This window comes from Falsiroseomonas sp. E2-1-a20 (genome assembly GCF_051433195.1).
Lineage (GTDB): Bacteria > Pseudomonadota > Alphaproteobacteria > Acetobacterales > Acetobacteraceae > Falsiroseomonas.
Genome location: NZ_JBHMFT010000011.1, coordinates 88,110 through 108,765, shown reverse-complemented (window position 1 = coordinate 108,765; position 20,656 = coordinate 88,110). Strand labels below are relative to the sequence as shown.

At 71.6% G+C, this 20,656-nt stretch carries 24 protein-coding genes; 14 read left to right on the top strand and 10 right to left on the bottom strand.

Features of this window, described 5'->3' with window-relative positions; translation table 11 throughout:
* Nucleotide 1: 1 nt before the first annotated feature.
* A complete protein-coding gene (locus ACFHPP_RS15130; RefSeq protein WP_437164073.1) occupies nt 2-652 on the bottom strand; it encodes a GntR family transcriptional regulator in 651 nt (216 codons plus the stop codon).
* A 56-nt stretch (nt 653-708) separates the two neighbouring features.
* On the opposite strand from ACFHPP_RS15130, the gene ACFHPP_RS15125 reads away from it, so the two are divergent.
* Nucleotides 709-1,581, top strand: a complete 873-nt coding sequence (locus tag ACFHPP_RS15125; RefSeq protein WP_437164072.1) for a fumarylacetoacetate hydrolase family protein — start codon at nt 709-711, stop codon at nt 1,579-1,581.
* A 31-nt stretch (nt 1,582-1,612) separates the two neighbouring features.
* A complete protein-coding gene (locus ACFHPP_RS15120) occupies nt 1,613-2,581 on the top strand; it encodes a Bug family tripartite tricarboxylate transporter substrate binding protein (RefSeq protein WP_437164071.1) in 969 nt (322 codons plus the stop codon).
* A 10-nt stretch (nt 2,582-2,591) separates the two neighbouring features.
* Here the strand turns inward: ACFHPP_RS15120 and ACFHPP_RS15115 are convergent, their stop codons facing one another.
* Both ACFHPP_RS15115 and ACFHPP_RS15110 read right to left on the bottom strand, forming a co-directional pair.
* On the bottom strand, nt 2,592-3,614 hold the full coding sequence (locus ACFHPP_RS15115) for a hypothetical protein (RefSeq protein ID WP_437164070.1): 1,023 nt from the start codon (nt 3,612-3,614) through the stop codon (nt 2,592-2,594).
* 92 nt (nt 3,615-3,706) lie between these two features.
* Nucleotides 3,707-4,621: an isocitrate lyase/PEP mutase family protein gene (locus tag ACFHPP_RS15110; RefSeq protein WP_437164069.1), complete on the bottom strand. Its 915-nt coding sequence runs from the start codon at nt 4,619-4,621 to the stop codon at nt 3,707-3,709.
* Between the two features lie 122 nt (nt 4,622-4,743).
* On the opposite strand from ACFHPP_RS15110, the gene ACFHPP_RS15105 reads away from it, so the two are divergent.
* The 8 genes from ACFHPP_RS15105 to phoB all read left to right on the top strand — a co-directional run bounded on the left by ACFHPP_RS15105 (nt 4,744) and on the right by phoB (nt 11,019).
* Nucleotides 4,744-5,082: an STAS domain-containing protein gene (locus tag ACFHPP_RS15105; RefSeq protein ID WP_437164158.1), complete on the top strand. Its 339-nt coding sequence runs from the start codon at nt 4,744-4,746 to the stop codon at nt 5,080-5,082.
* Entirely contained in the window at nt 5,079-5,492 is a 414-nt protein-coding gene (locus ACFHPP_RS15100) for an ATP-binding protein (RefSeq protein WP_437164157.1), read from the top strand. Before ACFHPP_RS15105 ends, ACFHPP_RS15100 begins: the two co-directional genes overlap by 4 nt.
* Nucleotides 5,493-5,652: 160 nt before the next feature.
* Complete coding sequence (gene pstS, locus ACFHPP_RS15095) at nt 5,653-6,717, top strand: phosphate ABC transporter substrate-binding protein PstS (RefSeq protein ID WP_437164068.1); 1,065 nt, start codon at nt 5,653-5,655, stop codon at nt 6,715-6,717.
* Nucleotides 6,718-6,797: 80 nt separating this feature from the next.
* Nucleotides 6,798-7,787, top strand: a complete 990-nt coding sequence (gene pstC / locus ACFHPP_RS15090; RefSeq protein ID WP_437164067.1) for a phosphate ABC transporter permease subunit PstC — start codon at nt 6,798-6,800, stop codon at nt 7,785-7,787.
* A 4-nt stretch (nt 7,788-7,791) separates the two neighbouring features.
* Complete coding sequence (gene pstA, locus ACFHPP_RS15085; protein ID WP_437164066.1) at nt 7,792-8,697, top strand: phosphate ABC transporter permease PstA; 906 nt, start codon at nt 7,792-7,794, stop codon at nt 8,695-8,697.
* 69 nt (nt 8,698-8,766) lie between these two features.
* Entirely contained in the window at nt 8,767-9,552 is a 786-nt protein-coding gene (gene pstB, locus ACFHPP_RS15080) for a phosphate ABC transporter ATP-binding protein PstB (RefSeq protein WP_437164156.1), read from the top strand.
* Between the two features lie 17 nt (nt 9,553-9,569).
* On the top strand, nt 9,570-10,289 hold the full coding sequence (gene phoU / locus ACFHPP_RS15075; RefSeq protein WP_430668129.1) for a phosphate signaling complex protein PhoU: 720 nt from the start codon (nt 9,570-9,572) through the stop codon (nt 10,287-10,289).
* Between the two features lie 16 nt (nt 10,290-10,305).
* Nucleotides 10,306-11,019, top strand: coding sequence for a phosphate regulon transcriptional regulator PhoB (gene phoB / locus ACFHPP_RS15070; RefSeq protein WP_437164065.1), 714 nt, complete (start codon nt 10,306-10,308; stop codon nt 11,017-11,019).
* Between the two features lie 2 nt (nt 11,020-11,021).
* Here the strand turns inward: phoB and ACFHPP_RS15065 are convergent, their stop codons facing one another.
* A complete protein-coding gene (locus ACFHPP_RS15065) occupies nt 11,022-12,020 on the bottom strand; it encodes a hypothetical protein (RefSeq protein WP_437164064.1) in 999 nt (332 codons plus the stop codon).
* 128 nt (nt 12,021-12,148) lie between these two features.
* Between ACFHPP_RS15065 and ACFHPP_RS15060 the strand changes: the two genes are divergently transcribed.
* From ACFHPP_RS15060 to ACFHPP_RS15050, 3 genes are read left to right on the top strand one after another with little or no spacing between them, the layout of a single operon-like run.
* Nucleotides 12,149-12,547 carry an OmpA family protein gene (locus tag ACFHPP_RS15060; protein ID WP_437164063.1) on the top strand — a complete coding sequence of 133 codons (399 nt, stop codon included), beginning with the start codon at nt 12,149-12,151 and terminating at the stop codon, nt 12,545-12,547.
* Nucleotides 12,548-12,578: 31 nt separating this feature from the next.
* Complete coding sequence (gene recQ / locus ACFHPP_RS15055; protein WP_437164062.1) at nt 12,579-14,435, top strand: DNA helicase RecQ; 1,857 nt, start codon at nt 12,579-12,581, stop codon at nt 14,433-14,435.
* A gap of 25 nt (nt 14,436-14,460) precedes the next feature.
* A complete protein-coding gene (locus tag ACFHPP_RS15050; protein ID WP_437164061.1) occupies nt 14,461-14,937 on the top strand; it encodes an SRPBCC family protein in 477 nt (158 codons plus the stop codon).
* Between the two features lie 3 nt (nt 14,938-14,940).
* On the opposite strand, the gene ACFHPP_RS15045 is transcribed toward ACFHPP_RS15050, so the two are convergent.
* The 5 genes from ACFHPP_RS15045 to ACFHPP_RS15025 form a co-directional block, all read right to left on the bottom strand.
* Nucleotides 14,941-16,671, bottom strand: coding sequence for an ABC transporter ATP-binding protein/permease (locus ACFHPP_RS15045; protein ID WP_437164060.1), 1,731 nt, complete (start codon nt 16,669-16,671; stop codon nt 14,941-14,943).
* Nucleotides 16,672-16,755: 84 nt separating this feature from the next.
* Nucleotides 16,756-17,202, bottom strand: a complete 447-nt coding sequence (locus ACFHPP_RS15040; protein ID WP_437164059.1) for a DUF1499 domain-containing protein — start codon at nt 17,200-17,202, stop codon at nt 16,756-16,758.
* Nucleotides 17,199-17,471 (bottom strand): DUF3253 domain-containing protein, encoded by a 273-nt coding sequence (locus ACFHPP_RS15035; RefSeq protein WP_437164058.1) that lies wholly within the window; start codon nt 17,469-17,471, stop codon nt 17,199-17,201. The genes ACFHPP_RS15040 and ACFHPP_RS15035 overlap by 4 nt, the downstream gene beginning before the upstream one ends.
* A gap of 49 nt (nt 17,472-17,520) precedes the next feature.
* A complete protein-coding gene (locus ACFHPP_RS15030) occupies nt 17,521-18,084 on the bottom strand; it encodes a pyridoxamine 5'-phosphate oxidase family protein (RefSeq protein WP_437164057.1) in 564 nt (187 codons plus the stop codon).
* Nucleotides 18,081-19,058 (bottom strand): NAD(P)/FAD-dependent oxidoreductase, encoded by a 978-nt coding sequence (locus tag ACFHPP_RS15025; protein WP_437164056.1) that lies wholly within the window; start codon nt 19,056-19,058, stop codon nt 18,081-18,083. Before ACFHPP_RS15025 ends, ACFHPP_RS15030 begins: the two co-directional genes overlap by 4 nt.
* A gap of 223 nt (nt 19,059-19,281) precedes the next feature.
* Between ACFHPP_RS15025 and ACFHPP_RS15020 the strand changes: the two genes are divergently transcribed.
* The gene (locus ACFHPP_RS15020; protein ID WP_430667663.1) at nt 19,282-19,647 is read left to right on the top strand and encodes a response regulator; all 366 of its coding nucleotides are present in this window, start codon (nt 19,282-19,284) and stop codon (nt 19,645-19,647) included.
* Between the two features lie 19 nt (nt 19,648-19,666).
* Here ACFHPP_RS15020 and ACFHPP_RS15015 read toward each other — a convergent pair whose 3' ends face one another.
* Nucleotides 19,667-20,653 carry a Bug family tripartite tricarboxylate transporter substrate binding protein gene (locus ACFHPP_RS15015; protein WP_437164055.1) on the bottom strand — a complete coding sequence of 329 codons (987 nt, stop codon included), beginning with the start codon at nt 20,651-20,653 and terminating at the stop codon, nt 19,667-19,669.
* Between the last annotated feature and the right edge of the window lie 3 nt (nt 20,654-20,656).

Below are 20,656 nucleotides of genomic sequence, written 5' to 3'. Positions count from 1 at the left end.
GTCAGCTTCGCGCCGCCAGCGCCTCCCGCACGAAGGCCGCCGTGCCGCGGTAGTGGGATTGCAGCAGGGGGATGGCGCGGCCGGCATCGCGGGCCAGGGCGGCCTCGGCGATGGCGGCGTGCTCGGCGGCGACATCGCGGCCGGGATAGGCGATGCGGCGGGCCAGCGCCCGGTAGCGCTCGGCGCGCTCGCGCAGCGTCTCGGCACTGGCCTGCAAGGTGGTTGAGGGGCAGGCGGCGAGCAGGGCCTGGTGGAAGCCGGCATGGGCTGACTCCCAGGCCGCATCGGCGCGTTCCAGCCGCTTCAGGCGCCAATGGGCGAGGACCAGCGCCTCCTCCCACGCCGTGTCGCCGGCGGCGAGGCTTTCGCGCAGCACCACTTCCTCCAGCCAGCAGCGGGCGCGCACCAGCTCGTCGAAATCCGCGACGGTGGCGGGGGCGGCGCGGAAGCCGCGCTGGTCCAGCCGCTCGACCAGGCCCTCGGCGGCCAGCGAGGCCAGCGCCTCCCGCACCGGGGAGGGGCCGGCGCCGTAGCTGGCGGCGAGCGCCTGGACCTTGAGCTTGGCGCCCGGCGGCAGCACGCCGCGCAGCAGGTCCGCGCGCAGGCGGCGATGGACCAGGGTGGCGAGGGTGTTTTCGGAGTTCTCTTGCACGAGAAAGGTTTATCGACAAAAGTATTCGCACGCCAGCTTTGTCGGGAATGAGCAGAATGCGGTTGCTGAGTTTTGCGGATGCGGGGCGCGTCGCGCTGGGTGTGCGCCAGGGGGACCAGGTCGTGCCGGTCTCGGCGCTGTCGGGCTTTCCGGATGATGCCCTGGCGGTGTTGCAGGGCGGGAAGGAGATGCTGGCGCGGCTGGAGGATGCGGCCAAGGCGGCGCCGGCTTCCACGCACCGGGCGCTGTCCGGCCTCAAGCTGCTGATGCCGATCGCGCGGCCGGGCAAGGTGGTGTGCATCGGGCTGAACTACGCGCTGCACGCGAAGGAGGGCGGCAACCCGATCCCGGATTATCCGGCGGTGTTCCTGCGCGTGCAGACCTCCCTCACCGGGCCGGGCGAGGCGATGCTGCGGCCGAAGGGGGCGTCGGAGAAGCTGGACTACGAGGCGGAGCTCGCGATCATCGTCGGCCGCACCGCGCGCAAGGTCAGCGAGGCGGAGGCGCTGGACTACGTCGCCGGCTATTCGCTGTTCAACGATGGCTCCGTGCGCGACTACCAGCGCAAGTCCACGCAATGGACGATGGGCAAGAACTTCGACCGCACGGGCGCCTTCGGGCCGGAGATCGTGACGGCCGATGAGCTGCCGCCGGGTGCCGCACCGCTGCGCATCACCGCGCGCGTCGACGGACAGACGGTGCAGGACAGCACGACGGGCGACATGATCTTCTCCGTCGCGCGCTGCATCGCGATCCTGTCCGAGGTGATGACGCTGGAGCCGGGCGACGTGATCGCGACCGGTACGCCGTCCGGCGTCGGCTACGCGCGCAAGCCGCCGCTGTTCCTCGCACCGGGGATGACCATGGAGGTCGAGGTGGAGGGCATCGGCGTGCTGCGCAACAGCATCGAGGATGATCCGGCCTTCTGACACGGGCTGGCTGCAAGGGGAGGAAACAAGAATGCGAAGCATCGGGATGGGACGGCGCGCGGCGATGGCTGGCGCCGTGGGATTGCTGGCGGCACCGCGCATCGCGCTGGCGGCCTGGCCGGAACGCACGATCCGCATCCTGGTGGCGTTTCCGCCCGGCAGCTCGACCGATGTGGTGGCGCGCGCGCTGGGCCAGAAGTTCACCGAGCAGACCGGCCATGCCGTGGTGGTCGAGAACCGGGCGGGCGCGGGCGGCAACCTCGGCACGCTGGCCGTGAAGGCGGCGAATGACGGGCACACGCTGCTGATGCATTCGACGGCGATCTGCGTGAACCCGAACCTGTACCGCAACGCCGGCTACACGCTGGAGGATTTTGCCACCGTCGCGGTGGTGGCCACGGCGCCGAACGCGCTGTTCGTGCATCCCTCCGTGCCCGCCACGAACCTGGCCGAGCTGATCGCCTATATCCGCGCCAATCCCGGCGTCGGCTATGCGCATTCCGGCACCGGCACCACGCCGCATCTGGGCGCGGAGCTGCTGTTCCGGACGCTGGCCGGCGTGCAGGCGACGCCGGTCGCCTTCGGGCCGGCGCAGGCGGCGACCGCGGTGGTGGGGAACCAGGCGCCGATCGGCAGCACCAGCCTGCCGCCGGCGCTGCCGCTGATCCGCGATGGGCGCGTGCGGCCGATCGCGGTGGCGGGCGCACAGCGCGACCCGACGCTGCCGGATGTGCCGACGGTGGCCGAGCAGGGCTATCCCGGCTTCGAGGCGAGCACCTGGTTCGGACTTTTCGCTCCGGCACGCACTTCAGCCGAGGCGATGCGCCTGCTGCTGGAGCAGGTGCCGAGGGCGATGGCGGCGCCGGATTTGAAGGCGCGGCTGGCGGCGCTGTCGCTGACCGATCCGGGCCTGTCCGGGGAGGCGGCGCAGCGCTTCGTGCGGGCGCAGGCGGAGGTCTGGGCCGGGGTGATCCGAAGCTCCGGCGCCACCGCGGATTGAGGAGGCCTGGCTACAGGGCGCCGTGGATTTCGCCGCGCGGCGCGATCCAGTCGTCCGTCAGGCTCAGGACCGGGTCGAGGAGCTGCGCGGGAACTTCGAAACGGGCCCAGAATTGGCGGCTCGCCCCGGCCGGCACGGCGGTGTGGGAGAATCCCTCGACCGGTAGGTGGATCTGTCCCGGGGTCAGGATGCGCACATTGTTGCGGACAAGGTCCAGCGGGGTCGCGCCCGCCGTGACGCGAAAGGTGACGCGGATATCCCGCACGTCGCCCCCCAGGGCGTCGTTCTGGACATCCAGGACCTGGAAGGCGGCGCCTGCGATGTCCTGCCGCTGGTCGAGGGCGAGCGGCCGCGGGCCATCCGCCTGTGCGTCCGGACCAGCCGCGACCAGGTGCCCGATCGGCATCCGGACCTCCCCCCTGGGCGCGACCCAGTCATCCGTCAGGCTCAGGATGGGGCTGGGGATCGGCTCCCTGATCTCGAATCGGACCCAGAACTGGCGGCTGGTGCCGGGCGGTACGCCGGTGTGGGACAAGCCCTCGACCGGCCTGTGAACCGCGCCGGGGCTCAGGATCCGGACGTTGCTGCGGATCAGTTCGAGCCTGGACGCACCGGCGGTGACCCTGAACGTCACGCGGAACTCCCGCAGGTCGCCGCGCCGCGCGTTGCTCTCGACCTTCAGCACCTCGAAATGCGCGTCCGCGATCGCAACCGGCCCACTGGCCGGGAGGGCTGGCGCGGCTTCGGCAGGTGGCCCGGGCGCTGCGAGCCTCGCGGGCGGGGGGGGCCGCGGCACGGATGGGGCGGGAGGCTCGGCCCGCCGTGCCGCAGGTGGCGGCACGACCGCGGGTGTCACGACCGCGGGAGCCGCGGCGGGGGGCGCGACGATGGCCGCCCGCTGCTCCGCCCGGCCATGGAGCAGGGGCAGCAGCACGGCGAGCAGCCCGGTCACGGCCGTCAGCAGGGCGGCCACGCCGGTCAGGATGCCCGGAAGGGTCGTCCACCAGGATCGTCCCGGAGCCGGCTCCGCCATGCCTGCCTCGCATTGCCGATGCGTTGGACCTGTGGCGATCCTGCCTGGGCCGGCACGGCATGCCAATCATCGTTGCGTGTTGCAGGGGGCCGTCAGTCCGGTTTCGCGGCATAGCGCCCTTCCAGCGCGTAGTAGGCGTTGAAGCCGACGCGGTCGTACAGCTCATCGAACGGCAGCAGCCGGTCCGGGCCGGGGTGCGCGCCCTGGGCGATCAGCGCCAGCGCGTCCTGCTGCGCGCGGATGGTCGCGTTCAGCAGGGTGATGCCGAGCAGCAGGATGCGGTAGCCGATGGCCTGCGCCTCGGCCGGCGCCAGGAAGGGGCGGCCGGGCTTTTCCACCTGCGCCAGCATGGTCGGCGTGGTGCCGGTGACGCGGTGCAGCGCGGCCATCTCCGCGGTGGATTGGGGGGCCTCGAAATAGACGATGTCGGCGCCGAGGTCGCAGAAGGCCTCGGCGCGCCACAGCGCTTCCTCCAGGCCGATGGCGGCGCGGCTGTCGGTGCGGCCGATCACCAGCAGGTCGCCGCCGGCGGCGCGGATCGCATCGCGGGCGTCGAGCGCGGCGCGCAGGCGCAGCAGGGCCTCGGCGCGGGGGGCGACTTCCAGCCCCTGGGCGAAGCCGCAACGCTTCGGGAAGACCTGGTCCTCGATCATGACGCAGGCGAAGCCGGCCTGGTGGTAGCCGGCGACGGTGCGGCGGACATTCACCGGGTTGCCGAAGCCGGTATCGGCATCACCGATGATGGGCAGGGTGGTGGCGGCGCAGACCTCGCGGCCGGCATCCAGCATCTCCCGGTACGAGATCAGGCCGGCATCGGGCAGGCCGAGGCGGGCGGCGCTGACGGCGTAGCCGGACAGGAAGGCGGCCGGCAGCCCGGCGCGGGCGATCAGCCGGGCGCCGAGCGCATCGTGGCAGCCGGGGACCACGGCGATGCCGGGTGCCGCCAGCACCGCGCGGAGCCGGGCGGCGGGGGAGGGCAGCGGGGCGTCGGGGGCGGGGTCGAGCATGGGGTTCCTCCGGCTTTCGTTGCCGGGGATGCTGGCAGCGGCGGTCGCTGTCAGCAAACTGTCACGCCGCGCCGGCGGTGGCGCCGCTAGATCATTGCGATTGGGCTTCAAGGAGATGGCTGGTGCAGTTCGACGTGGTGGAGATCTCGCCCTCGGCCAACAAGGTGGTGATGCTGGGCCGGCTGGACGCGGCCGGCGCGGCGGCGGTGGAGACCCGCTTCACCGCATCGGTCGCCGCATCGGGGCGCAGCGCGGTGCTGGACCTGACGGGGCTGGAGTTCCTGTCCTCGCTCGGCATCCGGATGCTGCTCGCCTCCGCGCGGGTGGTGGCGCGGCGGGGCGGGCGGGTGGTGCTGTTCGGGGCGCAGCCGATGGTGGCGGAGGTGATGGAGGCGATGGCGCTGGAGGAGGTGCTGCCGCTGGTGGCGACCGAAGCCGAGGCGCGGGCGCTGCTGCCCTGACCTTCTTCCGGATCGAGATCCCGATCGACCTGGAAGGGCTGGCCGTGGCGCAGGATGCGCTGGAGGAGTGGGCCACGGCTTCTGGGGTGCCCCCGCCGGCGGCGCTGCGGCTGCGGCTGGTGGTGGAGGAGTTGGTCGCGAATCTGGTCGAGCACGCGGCCTGGCCGGGCGACCCGGTGCCGGCGTGGCTGGAGGTGGCCTGGCGGCCGGGCAGCCTGGCGGCGGTGCTGGAGGATCAGTCGGCACCCTTCGATTCGGCCGGTGCCCGGGAGGTGGCGGCACCGCGCCTGGACCAGGACCGGGTTGGCGGGCTGGGGTTGGGGCTGGTGCGGAAGATGACGTCGGCGCTGCGGCATTCCGCGCCGGAGGGCGGCGGCAACCGGGTGGAGTTCAGCGTGCGGCTGGGCTGACGTGCGGTTGGCTTATAGACAACACGCAATGGTTGTGGAGGCGAGTGTCATCGAAGCTTCATCGAACTGCAATCAGGCGGTCGCCTGCCGCGCCTAGAAGGCGCGCCACGGGGATCGCGGCTTCCGGCCACCCCCGTTCAAACAGGACCGGAGAGACACAGTGAACAGGCGCACCCTTCTGCTCGGCACCGGCGCGGCGCTCGGGGCCGGGATCATCCCAGCACGCCAGGCCTTTGCCCAGCCGGCGACGGTCACCGGCGCTGGCGCCACCTTCCCCCGTCCGCTGTATGAGCGCTGGTCCGCCCAGGCGCGCGACGCCGGCGTGGCGCAGCTCAACTACCAGTCGATCGGCTCGGGCGGCGGCATCAACCAGATCACGGCGCGCACCGTGGATTTCGGCGCCTCCGACGCGCCGCTGACGCAGGAACAGCTGACCGAGCGCAAGCTGCTGCAGTTCCCGACCGTCATGGGCTCCGTGGTTCTGTCCGCGAACCTGCCGGGGGTTGCCGACCAGGCGCTGAAGCTGACGCCGGAAGTGATCGCCGACATCTTCCTGGGCAAGATCACGCGCTGGCGCGACCCGAAGATCGTCGAGCTGAACCGCGACGTGACGATCCCGAACATGCCGCTGAGCGTCGCCTACCGCGCCGATGGCTCGGGCACGACCTGGGTGTGGACCACGTATCTGTCCCGCGTCAGCGAGGAATGGAAGAACGGCCCGGGCGCCGGTACCTCCGTCCGCTGGCCGGTCGGCAACGGCGCGCGGGGCAACGAGGGTGTGTCCAACATCATCCGCAACAGCCCGGGCACCATCGGCTACATCGAGAACGCCTATGCGGTGGTGAACCGCATGCCGACGACGCAGATCCGCAACAAGTCTGGCAACTTCGTCCGTGCCGAATCGCCGGCCTTCATCGCGACGGCGGCCGCGGCGGATTGGAACGTGCCGAACTTCCAGGCCGACACCATCGACCTGAACGGCGCGACCGTGTGGCCGATCACCTCGCCGACCTATATCCTGCTGCCGACGGACCCGCCGGCGGACAAGGTGGCCGGCAGCCAGAACGCGATGCGCTTCTTCGACTGGGCCTTCAAGAACGGCAGCGAGGCGGCGACGCGGCTGGAATACATCCCGCTGCCGACCAGCGCGCATGACGCGATCCGCGCGGCCTGGGCGGCCAACGTCAAGGGCCCGAACGGCCAGTCGCTCTGGCCGGTGAGCTGAGGGGCGATCGCGCCGGGCGCCTCGCGCGCCCGGCGCATCTTAAGTCATGATGGCCTGAGCACCACCCGGGAAGACCCGTCTTGCAGCAGACCCTGACGGCCCACGGGCCAGCCATCCCGGCGGGCGGCACCCGCCGGCGGACCGGCAGCTTCGGCGACCGGCTTTTCGCCGGCCTCTGCACCGGCGCCGGCGTGCTGGTGCTGCTGGTGCTCGGTGGCATCATCCTGACGCTGTTCCTGGGTGGGCTGCCGGCCTTCCAGCATTACGGCCTGGCCTTCATCACCAGCGATGCCTGGAACCCGGTGGAGGATCACCGGGAGGAATATGGCGCGCTGGTGTCCATCTTCGGCACCGTGGTCAGCGCCGTGCTGGCCATCATCTTCGCGGTGCCGGTCGCCTTCGGCATATCGTTCTTCCTGACCGAGCTTGCGCCCGACTGGCTGCGGCGGCCGGTGGGAACGGCGATCGAGCTTCTGGCCGCGGTGCCCTCCATCATCTACGGCATGTGGGGCCTGTTCGTGGTGGTGCCCTTCGTGCAGATGCACATCCAGATCGCCCTCGGCGAATACCTGGAAGCCATCCCGCTGATCGGCTTCATCTTCGAGAGCCGCTCCTTCGCCGGAACCTCGCTGTTCACCGCGGCGCTGGTGCTGGCCATCATGATCCTGCCCTTCATCGCGGCGACGATGCGCGACGTGTTCCTGCAGGTGCCGCCGGTGTTCAAGGAAAGCGCCTACGGGCTGGGCGCCACGCGGTGGGAGGTGGTGCGCGGCGTTGTGCTGCCCTACACGCGCATCTCCGTCGTCGGCGGCATCATGCTGGGGCTGGGGCGTGCGCTGGGGGAGACGATGGCGGTGACCTTCGTCATCGGCAACGCGAACCGGATGCCGCAGAGCGTCTTCGACCCGGCGACCACCATCGCCTCCGTCATCGCGATGGAGTTTCCCGAAAGCCTGTCGGGCAGCATGAAGCAGTCGGCGCTGTTCGCGCTGGGCTTCCTTCTGTTCGTGATTTCCTTCCTGGTGCTGGCGGCGTCCCGCTGGCTGCTGCGGTCCCGGCTGAAGGCCTGACGCCATGAGCACGACGATGATGCCGCCGCTGGCGCGGGCGCGGAACGAGGCGGCGGCCCGGGCGCTGGGACGGCGCCGCAGGCTGGTGGATGCGGCGGTGAAGTGGCTGTGTCTGCTGGCGACGGTGGCGGGGCTGTTCTTCCTGGCCTCGATCATGGGCACGCTGCTGTGGCGCGGGCTTGCGGCGCTCGACTGGACCACCCTGACCTCGGAATTCCGCCCGACCAGCTACGGCGAGGACACGGCGGAGCCGGGCGGGCTGCGGCATGCCATCATCGGAAGCCTGATCCAGACCGCCATCGGCACCGCCATCGGCACGCCGATCGGGCTGCTGGTGGGCACCTACCTGGCGGAGTACGCGCGGGGGTCGGCCTTCGGCAATGCGGTGCGCTTCGTGTCGGACGTGCTGCTTTCGGCGCCTTCGATCCTGATCGGACTGTTCATCTACCAGCTTGTGGTGCTGCCGATGGGCGCCTTCTCCGGCATCGCGGGCGCGCTGGCGCTGGCCATCATCGTGATCCCGGTGGTGGTGCGGACGACGGAGGACATGCTGCAACTGATCCCGAACACGCTGCGGGAGGCGGTGATCGGGCTCGGCGCGCCGAAGTGGAAGATGATCACGCTGGTCTGCTACAAGGCGGCGGCGTCCGGCATCCTGACGGGCATCCTGCTTGCGGTGGCGCGCATCGCCGGGGAGACGGCGCCGCTGCTGCTGACCAGCTTCGGCAACAACGTCACCAGCCTGGACCTGTCCGGCGCGATGGCCAGCCTGCCGATCGCCATCTACCAGCAGGCCAACAGCGGCTTCCCGGACCTGATCGAGATCGCCTGGGCCGGCGCGCTGCTGGTGACACTGGGCGTGCTCGCCATCAACATCATCGCCCGCGCCGTGCTGCGCGGGCGGAACTGACGCAGAAGGGACGGGTCGATGGACTCCACCACCGAGCGGGCGCCGGCCACCACCTCCGGCTTCGGCGGGATGCAGGCGCGCTCCGCCGAGGCGTTGAACACCCAGGCACGGATCTCGGTGCGCAACCTGGATTTCTACTACGGGACCAATAAGGCGCTGAAGGGCATCGACCTCGACCTGCCGGACCGCCAGGTGACCGGCATGATCGGGCCATCCGGCTGCGGCAAGTCCACCCTGCTGCGGGTGCTGAACCGGATGTACAGCCTGTATCCGGGCCAGCGCGCGGAAGGCCAGGTGATGATGGACGGGCGCAACATGCTCGATGCCGATGTCGACCTGAACGAGCTGCGCTCGAAGATCGGCATGGTGTTCCAGAAGCCGACGCCGTTCCCGATGACGATCCATGAGAACATCGCCTTCGGCATCCGGCTGCATGAGAAGCTCTCGAAGTCCGAGATGGACGACCGCGTGGAATGGGCGCTGACGCGGGCGGCCATCTGGGGCGAGGTGAAGGACCGGCTGCAAACCTCCGCCATGGGGCTTTCGGGCGGGCAGCAGCAGCGGCTGTGCATCGCGCGGTCCATCGCGGTGCGGCCGGAGGTGATGCTGTTCGACGAGCCGACCAGTGCGCTCGACCCGATCAGCACGCTGAAGATCGAGGAGCTGATCGACGAGTTGAAGCGCGACTTCACCATCTGCATCGTCACCCACAACATGCAGCAGGCGGCGCGCTGCGCCGACCAGGTGGCGTTCTTCTACCTGGGCGAGCTGGTGGAGGTGGCGCCGGCGGCGCAGCTGTTCACCGCGCCGCGCGAACGCCGCACGCAGGAATACATCACCGGCCGGTTCGGCTGAGGAGCAGGCAGATGCCGATGGAAGCCCAGTCCGACCACATCGTGCGGTCCTACGACGAACAGCTGCGCCGCGTGCGCGACATGCTGGCGCGCATGGGCGGGCTGGCGGAGCGGCAGGTGAACGACGCGACGGTGGCGCTGACCCGGCGCGATGCGACGCTGGCGGCGGAGGTGATCGGCCGCGACGCGGCGCTGGACCAGCTGGAGCGCGAGATCGAGGCGTTCTGCATCCGCATCCTGGCGACGCGCCAGCCGATGGCGATCGACCTGCGCTTCATCGTCGCCGCCATGAAGGTGGCGCACAACCTGGAGCGCATCGGCGACTATGCCCGCAACGCCGCCAAGCGCAGCGTGGTGGTGGCGCAGCAGCCGGCGCTCGGCAGCCTGAACGGCTTCCAGCGCATGGCGCGGCTGGTGCAGGAAAATCTGAAGGCCGCGATCGATGCGCTGGTGAACGACGATGCCGAGGCCGCGGCGCGGGTCTGGGGCAATGACGAGCCGGTGGACGATGTCTACAACGGCATCTTCCGCGAGATGCTGACCTTCATGATGGAGGACCCGCGCAACATCACCGCGGCGACGCATCTGCTGTTCATCGCCAAGAACCTGGAACGCATCGGCGACCACGCGACGAACATCGCCGAGACCGTGCACTACGCCGTGCGCGGCGACAGCCTGCCGGATGAGCGGCCGAAGGCGGACAGCTCCGCCTACGCCGTGGTCCGGCCACCGGAATAACGGAGGGGATGCGACCATGCCGGATGCCCTGGGCAGCCTGGCCAAGCCGACCATCCTGGTGGTCGAGGACGAGGCGCCGCTGCTGACGCTGCTGCGCTACAATCTGGAGAAGCAGGGCTTCCGGGTGGAGGAAGCGACCGACGGGCAGGAGGCGCTGATGCGCGTGGCCGAGGGCCGGCCCGACCTGATCCTGCTCGACTGGATGCTGCCGGCGCTGTCGGGGCTCGAGGTCTGCCGGCAGATCCGCCGGCGGCCGAACACGCGAGACCTGCCCATCATCATGGTGACGGCACGCACCGAGGACCAGGACGCGGTGCGGGCGCTGGATACCGGGGCGGATGACTACATCTCGAAGCCCTTCGTCATGGACGCGCTGATGGCGCGCATCCGGGCGCTGCTGCGGCGGTCCGGCAGCGTGCCGGTGAAGGGGCGGCTGGCCTATCGGGACCTGGTGATGGACCAGGATGCGCATCGGGTGACGCGCGGCCCGCGGTCCCTGCACCTGGGTCCGACGGAATACCGGCTGCTGGAATTCTTCCTGCAGCACCCCGGCCGTGTCTTCACGCGGGAGCAGTTGCTGGATGCGGTGTGGGGGCGCGACATCCATGTCGAGCCGCGCACGGTGGACGTGCACATCAGGCGCCTGCGCAAGGCGGTGAACGGGGAGGAGGAGGCGGACATCATCCGCACCGTGCGCTCCGCGGGCTATGCGCTGGACGTGGAGGAGTAGGGTCAGTCCTCCGGCTTGCGGTACAGCGGCTCCAGCGCCAGGCGGCGCAGGGCGTTGCGGGACAGCGCCTCGATCTCCCGCCGGTCCGTGGTGGCGGGGTCCACCGCGAGCCAGGCGGCGGCCAGGCGGTGCCAGAAGACGGAAAGGTCCAGCAGGCGGTCGCGCATGTCGTGCTGTTCGCGGATCAGGCGGGTCGGCGCCTCCAGCGGCAGCGGCCGGCGCATCGCCTCCTCCGCATGGCGCAGCAGCGCGGTGGCGGTGCGGGCGGGGCGGGCGATCACCGGTAGCAGCCCATCCATGGCGCGGGTCAGCAGGTCCCCGACCCAGCGGCGGTCATTGTTCAGGGAATCGCGGGTGCGGCGGACCATCCGTTCCATCGCCGCGTAGTCGGGCTGGCCGGCGGCGGCGGCCAGGACGCGGGCATGGGCGTTGGCCAGCAATTGCAGGCGGCGGGCCAGCGGCGCGATGGTGGCCATGGGCAGGCCATCCGCGGTGATGCAGTGGGCGATGGCCGATTCGAACATGTCCGGGCCGGGCGGGCGGCGCCGCATGGCTTCCGCCAGCGCCTCCCCTTCCTCGCCGGCCGTCGCGGCCAGGCGGGCGACCAGGTCGCTGGTGGCGGCGTAGAGGTGGTGGTCCTCGATCGGCTCGGGGTCCTCGTCCAGCAGCGGGCCCGGGACCGGGTCGCCGGGGGCGATCCGCTCGACGCAGCGCAGCGCCGCCGGGACCAGGCGCAGCAGGCGGAAATCATGCGTGCCGGGCGGGACATCCAGCAGCAGGTGGGCGGCCTCGACATCCACCAGCATGCGCAGGTGGGCGAAGGACCGGACCAGGCCGATGCCGCCGTTCAGATCCCGCTCGAAGGCCAGGCCAGGCTCGCGCAGCCAGGAGGATTCGAAGACGAAGTGGGAGGGGGGCCAGACGGCCCCCTCGGGCGTGCCGGGAAAGCGGACGGGGTCGAAGCCACGCGGGTCCGGAAGGGTCGGGGTGAGGGATGACACGGGCGCAGGATGGGCGACAAAGCTTAACGGGCTCTGAGGCTTGACCAGGAAGCGGCGCGAAGCCGATTGACGGGGCACGATCAGGCGCGCGACCTATGCGGCCTGTCTGCCCCCCGGAGTCCCGCACCATGCGTCGCCGCGCCCTTGCCCTGACCCTGCCGGTCGCCTTCCTTGCCGCCTGCGCCTCCGATCCCGCGGAGCTGGTGGGGCAGCCGCCGCGCGTCGTGTTCTTCGAGGGCGAGAGCGCCGAGCTGGGCGAGGCCGCCACGGCGGTGCTGGCCAATGCGGCGCGGCTGGCGCGGCGGCATCCGGAGGTGCCGGTTCAGGTGCGCGGCTATGCCGGGCCGGCCGGCGGGGTGGCGCACAACCAGGTGCTGTCGGCGCAGCGGGCGGAGGCGGTGGCGGCGGCGCTGGTGGCGCGCGGCGTGCCGCGCGGGCGCATCAACGTCTCCGGCCGCGGCCCGGTGCCGTTCGAGATGTCCTCCATCGAGAGCCGGCGCGTCGAGGTCCTGGTCGGCTATCCCTGACAAACCGGTCGCGGCGTGGCAGAGAGGCGCCATGCCCGATGACGGCCGATTCCCGGTTGCTACGCCCGATTATCCCGATGAGAGCACCGATCCGCTCGATGTTCTGAGCCGCGTCTTCGGCCACCCTGGCTTCCGGGGGCGGCAGGAGGAGGTGGTGCGGCATGTCGCGGGCGGCGGGTCCGGCCTGGTGCTGATGCCGACCGGCGGCGGCAAGTCGCTGTGCTTCCAGGTGCCGGCGCTGTGCCGGCCGGGGGTGGGCATCGTCGTCTCCCCCCTCATTGCGCTGATGGAGGACCAGGTCGCGGCGCTGCGCCAGCAGGGCGTGGCGGCGGCGGCGCTGCATTCGGACCTGCCGGAGGGCGAGTCCCGCAACGTGCTGCGCGACCTGCATGAGGGCGGGATCAAGCTGCTGTATGTCTCGCCGGAGCGCCTGGCGCTGGAGGGCATGCTGAGCCGGCTGGAAAGCCTGCCGGTGGCGCTGTTCGCGGTGGACGAGGCGCATTGCGTGTCCCAGTGGGGGCATCACTTCCGGCCGGAATACCGCACGCTCGGCGTGCTGGCGCAGCGCTTCGCGCGGGTGCCACGCCTGGCGCTGACCGCGACGGCGGACCCGCGCACGGTGGAGGATATCCGCCTGCAGCTGGGCCTGGCGGAGGACCCGGTGTTCCGCGGCGGCTTCGACCGCCCGAACATCCGCATCGAGGCGGCGCCACGGGAGCAGGAACGGGCGCAGTTGCGGGCACTGCTGCGGGAGGAAGCCGCGAAGGGCGGGGCCGGCATCGTCTATTGCGGCACGCGCAACAAGACCGACCAGACCGCCGAATGGCTGCGCGGCGAGGGGCAGGACGCGCTGGCCTTCCACGCCGGCATGGAAAGCCAGGCGAAGCGGGAGGCGCATCGGCGCTTCGCCCGTGGCGACAGCGTGGTGATGTGCGCCACCATCGCCTTCGGCATGGGCATCGACCGGCCGGATGTGCGCTGGGTGGTCCATCTCGACCTGCCGAAATCGCCGGAGAGCTGGTACCAGGAAATCGGTCGCGCCGGCCGTGATGGCCTGCCGGCGCGGGCGCTGCTGCTGTACGGCGCCGGGGATATCGCGCTCGGCCGGCACCGGATCGAGGAAAGCCCGGCGGCGCCGGAGCAGAAGCGGATCGAGCGGCAGCGGCTGGAGGCGATGGTGGCGATCGCCGAGGCGGCCTCCTGCCGCCGGCAGATCCTGCTGCGCTGCTTCGGAGAGCCGGAGCCGCCGCCCTGCGGCAATTGCGACGTGTGCCTGAGCCCGCCGAAGCTGTTTGACGGGACGGTGGCGGCGCAGAAGATGCTCTCGGCCGTGCTGCGCACCGGGCGGCGCTTCGGGGTCGCCCATGTGGTGGACGTGCTGCGCGGCAAGCTGACCGACAAGGTCGCGCAGTTCGCGCATGACAAGCTGCCCACCTTCGGGGTGGGCAAGGACCTGTCGGACGTCGCCTGGCGCGGCGTGGCGCGGCAGTTGGTGGCGCGCGGCGCGCTGGACGTGGCGGTGCAGAACCATGGGGAGCTGGTGCCGACGGATGCGGCCAAGCCGATCCTGAAGGGCGAGCAGCAGGTGATGCTGCGGGAGGATCTGGTGCAGCCGGGCGGCCGCGCCGCGCCGGCCTCGCGCGGCGCGCGGGCGGCGGGGGCGGCGGCCCCGGTGGGGGATGCGGTGTTCGAGGCGCTGCGGGACTGGCGGCGGGGGGAGGCGCAGGCGCAGTCGGTGCCGGCCTATGTCATCTTCCAGGATCGCACCCTGGCCGAGATCGCGGCGCAGAAGCCGCGCAGCCTGGACCAGCTGGGCCAGATCGCCGGGGTCGGGCGCACCAAGCTGGACCGCTACGGTGACGCGGTGCTGCGGGTTCTGGCAGGCTGACCTGCCTCGACGCAGGAGGATGCCGATGACGCAGGATGAGACGGGCGCGCTGGACCTGGTGTTCACGCGCGTGGTGCCGATTTCGCCCGGGCTGGTGTGGGACGCCTGGACGACGCCGGAGCATCTGGTCCGCTGGTTCACCCCGGCGCCCTGGCGGACGCTGGAGGCGGAGGTGGATTTGCGGCCCGGTGGCATCTTCCGGACGGTGATGCAGGGGCCGGCCGGCGAGCGCTTCGACAATGTCGGCTGCTGGCTGGAGGTGGTGCCGCATCGGCGGCTGGTCTGGACCGATGCGCTGGAACCCGGCTGGCGGCCCTCGGCCAAGCCCTTCGTCACGGCGATCCTGACGCTGGAGCCAGTGGCGGAGGGCACGCGCTACACCGCGCGGGTGCTGCACAAGGATGCGGCGGACCGCGACCGGCATGCGGCGATGGGGTTCGAGGTGGGCTGGGGCAAGGCGCTGGACCAGCTTGTGGCGTTGATGCGCGACCGGCCTGGCTGAGCGTCAGGCCGGGTTGGGCTGCAGCGTGGCGTCGGAGACCTGCAATTCGCGGCCATGGAAGGCGGCGACCGCCGGGCGGTGGGCGATGGACAGGATGCCGGCCTCCGGCAGGCGCTGCGTGACCAGGCGATACAGCATCGCCTCGGCGGCGGGGTCCAGGCTGGCGGTGGCCTCGTCCAGGAACAGGAAGTCGGGCTTTGCCAGCAGCGCGCGGGCGAAGGCCAGGCGCTGCTGTTCGCCGCCCGAAAGCCGCCGGTCCCAGATATCCTCGATATCGAGCCGGTCCTGCAGATGCGCCAGGCCGACATCGGCGAGCGCCGCGCGGACCTGCTCATCCGGCACCAGCGCGGCATCCAGCGGGTAGCAGACGGCGCGGCGCAGGGTGCCGAGCGGCAGATAGGGGCGCTGCGGCAGGAACAGCGCGCGGGCGCCGTCGGGGATGTGCAGGCGCCCCTGGCCGAAGGGCCAGATGCCGGCGATCGCCCGGAACAGCGTGGATTTGCCGCTGCCGGAGGCGCCGGAGATCAGCACCGCCTCGCCCTTCTCGACGCGCAGCGAGACGTCCCGCAGCAGGATGCGGCCATCGGGCAGGGCCAGCGTGGCGCCTTCCAGCGTCACGGCCTGGCCGGTGCCGGGGACCGGCTGCGGGCCGGTGGTGGTGGCGCGGGCGATGGCGATGGCCTGCTGGAAGCCGGTGAGGCGCTGCACCGTGGCCAGAAGCTCCGTCAGCCGGGCGTATTCGTCGACGAACCAGGACAGCGCGCCCTGCACCTGGCCGAAGGCGGTGCTGGTCTGGATCAGGCCGCCGAGCGGGATGCGGCCGGCGAAATAGCCGGGCGCGGCGACGACCAGCGGGAAGATACTGGCGACCTGGGTGTAGCCGGCGGTGAAGAAGGTCAGGCGCTTGGTGGCGGTCATGATGCCCCACCAGTTCTCGGTCAGCGCCTGGAAGCGGGCCAGCAGGCCGCGCTTTTCATCGGCCTCCCCGCCATGCAGGGCGATGCCCTCGACGTTGTCGCGGAAGCGCACCAGGGCGTAGCGGAAATCCGCCTCGACCCGCTGTTGCAGGAAGTTCAGGCGGATCAGCGGCCGGCCGATCAGGTGGGCGAGCCAGGTGCCGATGGCGGAATACAGCAGCGCCACCCACACCATGTAGCCGGGGATGGAGACGCCGAGGATTTCCAGCGGGCCGGACAGCGACCACAGCACGAAGATGAAGGAGACCAGCGTGACGACGCTGTTCATCAGGCCGAGGCCGAGGCTCAGGATGTCGTCCACGAACAGCCGCAGGTCGTCTGCGATGCGCTGGTCCGGGTTGTCGGTCTGCGTGTCGGTCAGGGCGATGCGGTAGTAGGCGCGGTCGGCCAGCCAGGCGTCGAGGGTGTTGCGCGTCAGCCAGCGGCGCCAGCGGATCTGCAGCGCCTGGCGCAGGTACAGCTGGTAGACGGCGACCAGGATGTAGGCGGCGGCGATGACGCTGAAGCCGGGGAACCAGGCGCCGTCGGCCTCCCCGCCCAGGAAGATCAGCGACCAGAAGGTGCCGGCGTCCTTCGCTTCCAGCGCGTTGTAGAAGGCGCGCTGCCAGTAGGTGAGCACCACCGTCATGCCGACCAGCGACAGGTTCAGGATGATGACGGCGGCGAGAAGCAGCCGGGCGCGGCCGCGTTCCTCGCTGGACCAGTAGGGGCGGGCGAGCGCCCAGGCGTCACGCAGGAAGGTGCCGAGGCGGCGCATGGGCGAGGGGTATCCGGAGCGCGATATCGTGGTTTCTTCGCGTGATTCACGCCTCCGGCAGTTCCAGCCTTCGGCGATCACGCTCTAGCGGGTGCGGAGGGCGTCTTCCAGCCGGGCCCGCCAGGCGAGCATGCGGCGCTGGTTGGTGCCGAAATCGGAATAGCCGATCAGGCTGCGCGAATACAGGAAGATGCCGGCGCCGCCGACCAGCGGCACCGCCTGGCCCACCACGATGTCCGGGAAGTTGGCGAGGCGGGAGCGCACCACCCACTGCACCTGCCGCAATTCAGGCCATTCGGCCAGCTTCCAGCAGCGCGGCTCGCCCTCGCCCAGCATGCGCAGCGCGGCCCAGGCGGCCTCCAGCGAGACCGGCAGCAGCGGCAGTGTGGTGTGGCGCTGCGTCGTCAGGCCCGGCGGGGCCAGCAGCGCCGTGTTGGGCGAGGCGGGCAGTTGCAGGGCGGCGAAGTTCAGCGGCGTGGCGGGCGGCAGGCCGGCGGTGCCGCGGCCGCGCAGCAGGTCGGCCGTGCTCATGCCTCGGATGGTCCGGAAGGCGCACGCAGGCGGATGACGCCGCGGATCTCGGAGTCGGGGCTGGCGGGCTTGCCCTTGCGCAGGATGTCGAGCTGGCCGGCGCGGGCGAGGCGGATGGCGGCGGCGCGGATCGGGCCCATCAGGCGGCGCCAGCGATCCGCATCGGGCTCCAGCGCCCGGGCGACCTCGCTGGGACAGATGCTTTTGGCGGGGCCGCGCTCGGCGGTCTGGCGCAGGATCTCGGCGGTGATGGCGTCGGGGGAGGTCATGCGGCGAGACTAGCCCGGATCGTGGCGCGCTGGAATCGCGGTGCGCGGGTCATGGCACCAGCCAGGTCGCCTCGGCCGGGCCGGTGGCGGGCCAGGTGAAGCGGGCGCGGCGGTGGCCGGCGGCGGCCAGGTGCAGGAACTCCAGCCGCGCGATGCGGAACAGCAGCACGCAGAACTGTGCGCGGCCGACAGCGGCATCGGTGGGCGCAGGGGGTGGTTCGGCGCAGGGCGTGCCGGGGGCGGGCTGGATGGCGTAGCACAGACGGCTGAAATCCCGGGTCGCGGCCCAGGCCGCATCCGCGATGCCGTCGTCCCGGTGCAGGGTGACGTGGCCGGACAGGCGCAGCTGGATGGCGGCGCCGGCATCGTACAGGTGCAGGGCGGCGCGCGGCTCGGCGGCCAGCTCCGCGACCTTGCCGGCGCGCGCATCGCTGTGCAGGCGAAGGATACGGGACGGCGCCTCGAAGCCGCGCAGCACCAGGGTGCGGGCGGTGGGGGCGCCGTCGGCGGCCAGCGTCGCCAGGGTCGGCGTGTGGAACGGGTGGCGGCGGTCCGCGACGCCGCGCGCCAGCAGGCGGAAGGTCTCCGCCAGCATTTCGTCGAGACCCGTCATGTGCTCCGGATGGCGGCGACCAGGGCGGCGGCGCTGTCGACCGCAGCCTCGGCGCGGGCGCCGATGCACCAGTCGCCGGCGGCGCCGAGGCCGCTGGCGGCATCCCACAGGCAGGGCGCGCCGAGTGGCACCTCGACCAGGGCGTAGCGCCAGCGATGCGCCGATTTGTAGAACGGCTCCGGCAGCGCGGTGCCGGCCTGCACCGCGAAAGCCTCCAGCAGCCGCGCGGCGGCGTCCTCGGCCGGAAGCTCGACATGTTCGCGCGACCAGGCCGGGCCACCCTGCACCACCCAGAGCTCCAGGCTGGCATCGCGGCCGGGCTTGGAACTGTCGCGGGCGGCCCAGCCGATCGGGCCGGCGGCGGGGCGCAGCGTGTCCGGCAGGTCGAGTCGCTCGGGGAAGGCCAGCATCAGGGCCCAGCAGGGCTCGAACCGGACCACGTCGAGTACCGCGGCCAAATGCGGGGCGGGGCCGGCCAGCAGGGCCTGGGCCTGCGGCGCGGGCACGGCCAGGATCACGGCCTGGAAGGGACCATCGCGTTCCGGCGCTGCGGCCGGCATCGGGCGACCGGGCCGGACCTGGCGGGCATCCAGGTGGTGCAGGTACCAGGCGCCGGGCGCGCCGGAGATTTCGGTGACGTGGCGGGAGAGGTCGATGTCGAGTCCCTCCGCCAGCGCGCGGGGGACGGAGACCATGCGCGGCACGCCGACGCGGCGCCCGGCATCGGGCCATTCCTTGGCATGGGCCGCGTCGAGCACGGCGGCGAAGGCATCGCCATGGGCGGTCAGGTATTGCGCGCCGTGGTCGAAGTTCAGCACATGCCCGTCGGCTTCGACGCGGCGCGTCGCCATGCGGCCGCCGGGGCCGCGGCCCTTGTCATAGAGGCGCAGCCGCACGTCGTAGGCGGCGAGGGTCTTGGCGCAGGCGAGGCCGGCGAGGCCCGCGCCGACGATGGCGATGTCTGTCGGTGGCATGTCTGCGTGTATGGCTTGCGTCGCGGCGGAGGCAAGAGGCGACCGGCCTCGCGCACTGCCGATTCATTCTTTTGCTGTGACAAGCCATCCGCCACGGGCGTCTTTCCGTGGCGATGCCGAGGCCCATCACGGTCACAAGGCGCGCGATCACGCACTCGTCACGGGTTGCGTAAACGCATTGGGCGCGCGGCGAGTCTACCTTGCGGGTGTCGAGGAGATTGGCATGCAGGCGGGGCCGCAGACTCTGCTACTGGTCGAGGATGATCCCCTGGTCCGGATGACCCTGGTTGAGGGGCTGACGGATGCCGGGTTCACCGTGCTCGAGGCGGAAGACGCCGAGGTTGCGCTGGGATTGCTGGCGCGGCGGCCGGAGATCGATGTGCTGCTGACCGACATCAACCTGCCGGGCGCGGACGGCTTCGACCTGTCGCATGCGGCGCGCCAGCTGCGGCCGTTCCTGCCGGTGGTCTATGCCTCCGGCCGGTTGCGGGCGGCGGAGCCGGGGCGCGGGCTGCCGGGCGCGCCGTTCCTCGCCAAGCCCTTCACCGTCGCCCGCGCCGCCGAGACGATCGACGCGCTTTTGCGCTGAGCCGACTCGCTGGGGCGCTTCAGTTCACCTGGATCCCGGCCTCGCGCACCACGCGCCGCCAGCGGGCGAGGTCCTCCGCCAGCAGCGTGCCGAGCGCCTCGCGCGATGTGGCGTCCACCGCGAAGCCGACCTGGGCCAGGCGCGCCGTGACCTCCGGCGTGCGCAGCGCGGCGACGATCACCTGGTTCAGCCGCTCCAGCGCCGGCTCGGGCGTCGAGGCCGGGGCGACGATGGCGGTCCAGGAGCCGGAGACGTGCTCGGGCAGGCCCTGTTCGGCCATGGTCGGCACATCCGGCAGTTGCGGGAAGCGGCGCGGGCCGCAGATGGCGATGCCACGCAGGCGCCCGGCCTGCACATGCGGGCCGACGGTCGCGGCGTTCAGCACGGCGAAGGGGGCGGTGTTCTGGATCACGGCGGTGGCGGCGGCGGGGCCACCGGCGAAGGGCACGGCGACCGCCTCCGTCTTCGTCAGCAGCTTGAACAGCTCCATCCCCAGCTGTTCGGAGGAGCCGACGCCGGAGGAGGCGTAGGCCGGGCCGCCGGGCTGGGTCTTCATCCAGGCCACGACCTCCGCCACCGTCGTCGCGGGGACGGAGGGATGCACCACCAGCATGTTCGGCGCCGTCATCACCAGCGTGACCGGGGTGAAATCCTTTTCCACGTCGTAGCCGGGGGTGCGCATGACCACCGGGTTGATGGTCAACGTGCCGCTGGCCGCGACCAGCAGCGTGTGGCCGTCGCCCGGCTGCTGCGCGACGAAGCGGGAGCCGATGGCGCCGGTGGCGCCCGGGCGGTTGTCCACGATGACGGTCTGGCCGAGGGCGGCCTGCATGCCCTGCTGCACCACGCGGGCGGCGAGGTCGGTCGGGCCGCCGGGCGGGAAGGGCACCACCAGCGTCACCGGGCGGGTCGGCGCCCAGACGGGCTGGGGGCCGGGCTGCGCCTGGCCGCGGCGGGGCAGGAGGAGGGGGGCTGACAGCAGCGCGAGGGCGTGGCGGCGACGCATTTT